The sequence below is a fragment of the Arthrobacter sp. genome, from assembly GCF_030540645.1.
GTDB lineage: Bacteria > Actinomycetota > Actinomycetes > Actinomycetales > Micrococcaceae > Specibacter.
Genome location: NZ_JAUNVV010000140.1, coordinates 1 through 3,744, shown reverse-complemented (window position 1 = coordinate 3,744; position 3,744 = coordinate 1). Strand labels below are relative to the sequence as shown.

At 63.2% G+C, this 3,744-nt stretch carries 3 protein-coding genes; 1 reads left to right on the top strand and 2 read right to left on the bottom strand.

Going from position 1 to position 3,744, the window contains the following annotated elements:
- On the top strand, nt 1-248 hold a 248-nt coding region (locus Q4P21_RS15940), incomplete at its 5' end, for a DUF4032 domain-containing protein (RefSeq protein WP_303389702.1).
- Between the two features lie 111 nt (nt 249-359).
- Here the strand turns inward: Q4P21_RS15940 and Q4P21_RS15935 are convergent.
- Together Q4P21_RS15935 and Q4P21_RS15930 are read right to left on the bottom strand one after the other, a co-directional pair.
- Nucleotides 360-1,751, bottom strand: a complete 1,392-nt coding sequence (locus tag Q4P21_RS15935) for an FAD-binding oxidoreductase (RefSeq protein WP_303389701.1) — start codon at nt 1,749-1,751, stop codon at nt 360-362.
- 41 nt (nt 1,752-1,792) lie between these two features.
- Nucleotides 1,793-3,685, bottom strand: coding sequence for a glycoside hydrolase family 13 protein (locus Q4P21_RS15930; RefSeq protein WP_303389700.1), 1,893 nt, complete (start codon nt 3,683-3,685; stop codon nt 1,793-1,795).
- Nucleotides 3,686-3,744: the final 59 nt, after the last annotated feature.

Genomic DNA, 3,744 nt, shown 5'->3' with positions numbered 1-3,744 from the left:
CCATCCCGCGTGAGCTCGGCGGCAAGCTGGAACCGGCGGAAGTGGTCCACGAGGTTCTGGAGCACCGCTGGTTTATTTCAGAAGAGCAGGAGCGCAACGTCCCGTTGGCTGAAGCGGTGCAGTCCTACGTGGACAACATCCTGCGCTTTCGCCGCGACGAGGACGCCATCATGCTCAGCACCGACACCGAAACCCTGAAAATGCTCGACGCAGGAGTCCTCCCGGACGCCGACACATACGAAGACTAACCCCCCTACCGACGCTCCAGCACCTTCCGGGGTCTTCCTACCGACCCTCCAGCACGTTCCGGGGTCTTCCTACCGACCCTCCAGCAGCATCAACCCGTCCGCCAGTCAGCTTCAGGCGTCAGGAATGGCCTTGCCGGGGTTCAGGATGCCTTGCGGGTCCAAGAGTGACTTGATGCTTCGCTGGATCCCGAGCACCTGCTCACTTTGTTCAAGCGGCAGCCACCGAAGCTTGTACTGGCCAATGCCGTGTTCACCGGTGATGGTGCCACCGAGCTCCAGTGCCTTGTCAATGGATTCATCAAGGGCGGCGTTCAGCGCTGCGATGCTCAGTGCGTCCAAGTCCGGCACCGAGAAGGTCGGGTGGAGGTTGCCGTCGCCAGCGTGGGCGATCACCTGCAAATCCACACCATGGCGCCGGGCCATCTCTTCCAACGCCGTGATGTAGTGGACCAACTGGGAACGCGGCACGGCCACATCCTCCCCTACCCTGTTCACCGCGTCAACGTCCAAACCGCGGTTGTTGCGCCGCAGATCAACAAGCCGTTGCGCCTCAGCCGGATCCTCACGGCTGGCCCTGCCTCCGAGTTCTTCCAGCGCTGCGACCGCCAAGTCCTCTTCCTGCAACGCGGCCAGCCCGTCGAACTGGATCAAAAGCAGTGCGGTACCCCTGCTGGCGAGGTTGCTGCCATTACGGAAGTCCAACTCCTTCAGGGACTGCCCGTCCAGCAGCTCCAGGATGCAGGGCTGCACACGGGCCGAGCCGAGCGCCAAGACGCCAGCAGCAGCGGACTGGACATCGGGGAAGAATACGGCCAGTGTGCGCACAATGGCCGGAAGGTATTTCAAGCGCACCGTGGCACCCACCACAATGCCCAGGGTCCCCTCGGAGCCGACGAGCAAACTTGTCAGGTCGTAACCAGCCACACCCTTGAACGTCCTGTGTCCGGTGTGGATCAGCGATCCGTCTGCCAGAACCACATCGAGGGCAAGGACGGCGTCGCGGGTGACCCCATACTTGGCACATCGTAGGCCGCCGGCGTTGGTGGCAATGTTCCCGCCAATGGTGGAGATCTTGTAGCTGGCTGGGTCCGGGGCATACATCAGCCCCAATTCGGCCACGGCCTCGTTGAGATCGCCGTTGATGACACCGGCCTCAACCCTGGCGATCTCATCCTCCGCATTGATTTCCAGAATCTTGTTCATCCGCGTCAGATTCAACACCACCGAACCGGCCGTGGCGTGGGCGCCACCGGAGACCCCGGTGCCCGCCCCGCGCGTCACCAACGGCACGTTGTACTCAGCGGCAGCCCTAACCACCGCCTGCACGTCGGCAACGCTCTCAGCCCACACAACAGCCACGGGTTGCTGATAATCCGTCACGGGACCTTGATCGATGGCAAAAGTCTGCAAATCGGCCGCCGCCACGCTGAACTGGTCCACGCGCAGAGACTGGAGCACCGCGGCAGCGAACCCCTCGTGAAGATGAATCCCATGTTCTGCCATGATCGTGCGGCGCCTCCCCGTCAGTTCCGGTATGTCCGCCTTCAGTCTAGGACGAGAACACGTTCCATCGATGGTGCCAAACTGCCCGGCACGCTCAGCCCAGGCAGACGCCACACATACGCGCCGGGCCCGGACAAGCTCACGCCATCTCCCACGCTGACATCGCCCGTGGCAAAGACCTGATCATCGAGCAGCCCGGACGTATCCCCCAAGCCCCATGAGCCAAGATCAAGTCCGTCGACGGACGCCCGCACGGCGATAACGAGCAGCGACTCCTGCGGCGACTCGCGCACAAAAGCCAGCACATCGCCGTCGGCCATCAACCAGCGCATGCCACCTTGAGCCATGGCCGGACTCCCATGGCGCAGCCTCGTCAGGGCCGCATAGGCGGGGCGCAGATCCGTGACGATGCGATCGGGGTCGCCCCAGGGCATGGGCGTGCGCGACGACTCGCCCCTGTCGCCCAGCAATCCGAACTCGTCGCCGGCGAAGATCACGGGAATCCCCGGCAACAGCATGGACATCGCCGCCGCCACAATCGGCCCGCCGGGAATCATGAGGCTTCCCACCCGCGCCGTGTCATGGGTGTTCAGCGCGTTCATCGTGGCGTTGCGCACGGGCCAGCTGAAAGCGCTGGAGAGGTCCTTATGGGTGGCAAGCACGACGTCGGCACTCACCTTGTTGGGGCCCGGCAGCGGGGTGCCAAAAAAGTCCACGCGCGCTGCGGGGTCAGCCAGCCACTGCCACATGGGGCGGGTGAAGTTGGAATACGTCATGGCACCCTGCCAGCCGAAACCGTCGACGTCGGCACCGGCGTCGGAAGTTTCCTCACCCAGCAGCAGTGCCTCGGGGTTGATTTCCAGAGTCCGTGCCTGGATGAGCGCGGCAACTTCGTGGTTGAGTTCCACTGCGCCGAGGCGGCCCGTCATGTTGCCGACGTCGATCCGCCAACCGTCCAAGTTGAAGGGTGGCTTAAGCCAATGGGCTACGACGGAGTCCTCACCCGTGACAAACGCTTCACGGAGCGCCTCGGAAGCCCAGTTGAGCTTGGGGAGCGACTTCACGCCCCACCAGCTCTCATACTCGCTGTGGTCCTCGTTGAAGTAGAAGAAGCCGGCCTCCACCGAATTCGGATCCGCCTGGCCTCGGATGAACCACTCGTGGGCATCACCCGTGTGATTGGAGGTCAGGTCACCCATCACCTTCATGCCGCGGGCATGCGCTGCCTGGACCAGGTCGATCAGGGCCTGATCCCCGCCGAGCAGCGGATCCACCGCATGGAAGGTTGAGGCGTCATAGCGGTGGTTGGAGCGGCCAGGGAAGAAGGGCGTCAGGTACACGATGTCCACGCCGAGCTCTGCCAGCTCGTCAAGTTTTTCGGTGACACCGTCCAAGTCCCCACCATAGAATTGCCGGGCCGCATCCGGCCAGACACCGTCAACAGGGGTCTCCCACGTGCAAGCGACAGCCCACCCTGGGACCGGTCGGCTCGCAGCCTTGGCCGACTTCGCAAACCTGTCGGGGAACACCTGATACATGACGGCGTCGCGGGTCCACGCAGGGGCGTCTTTGGCCGTGGTGACCCTGAAGTCGTTGTAGTCGGAGGTGTCCCTGTCGAAGAGGCCCTCGTTGTTCAGGTGCCAATAGCTGGCACCTTCTTCACCAACGCCTGCCACCTCGATAACGAACCTGTAGCGTGCCACCGGATTCATGGCCAGCATGCTGGCTTCCCACCACACCCACCCGTCAACGTTGTCGATGTGCCGCGCCGCGTCATACCTGGGCTCGCCGTCCTGGACGCTGCGCACCCAAATCCGCGTCGCAGTCCCCCACTGTTGCGGCACACGTATCCGCAACGTGCAGCGTCCCCCTAAGGTGCCACTTCCCTGCACATAGAGTGCGGAACCGTCGTGGTGCGGTGTCAATAAGTTCACTGGTTACTCTTCCCAATAGCCGGTACTGCGCCCACCCTATATCGACAACTCCCAGGGAC